Annotated in this window: 1 protein-coding gene; it reads right to left on the bottom strand. The window is 53.7% G+C overall.

Annotated elements, in window-relative coordinates; translation table 11 throughout:
* Positions 1 to 201: aminotransferase class III-fold pyridoxal phosphate-dependent enzyme (locus SB756_RS30380; protein ID WP_410913278.1), on the bottom strand; the 201-nt coding region annotated here is incomplete at its 3' end.
* Positions 202 to 270 lie beyond the last annotated feature (69 nt).

Raw genomic sequence — 270 nt, 5'->3', positions numbered from 1 at the left:
CGGATGGTTGTAACCGTGAATCGCCGCCCACCACGAGGACATCCCATCCACCAGCTCACGGCCATCGGCCAGTTGCAGCTGAAAACCCTTTGCGGCGACCACCGGGTAGCAGGGCAGCGGATCCTGCATGGAGGTGTAGGGATGCCAGATATGCTGGCGGTCAAAGCGGGCATCGTCTGAAGAGAAAACGGGGATAGTCATCGGAGTTGTAAACCAAAATAAAAAAATATAGTTTACAAGTATAACCCTGCTTTTCGTCGGGATGACACC

This window comes from Pseudomonas sp. SIMBA_068 (assembly GCF_046534705.1).
Taxonomy (GTDB): domain Bacteria; phylum Pseudomonadota; class Gammaproteobacteria; order Pseudomonadales; family Pseudomonadaceae; genus Aquipseudomonas; species Aquipseudomonas putida.
The sequence above is the reverse complement of the archived record's forward strand: the minus strand, read 5'-3'. Positions and strand labels throughout refer to the sequence as shown.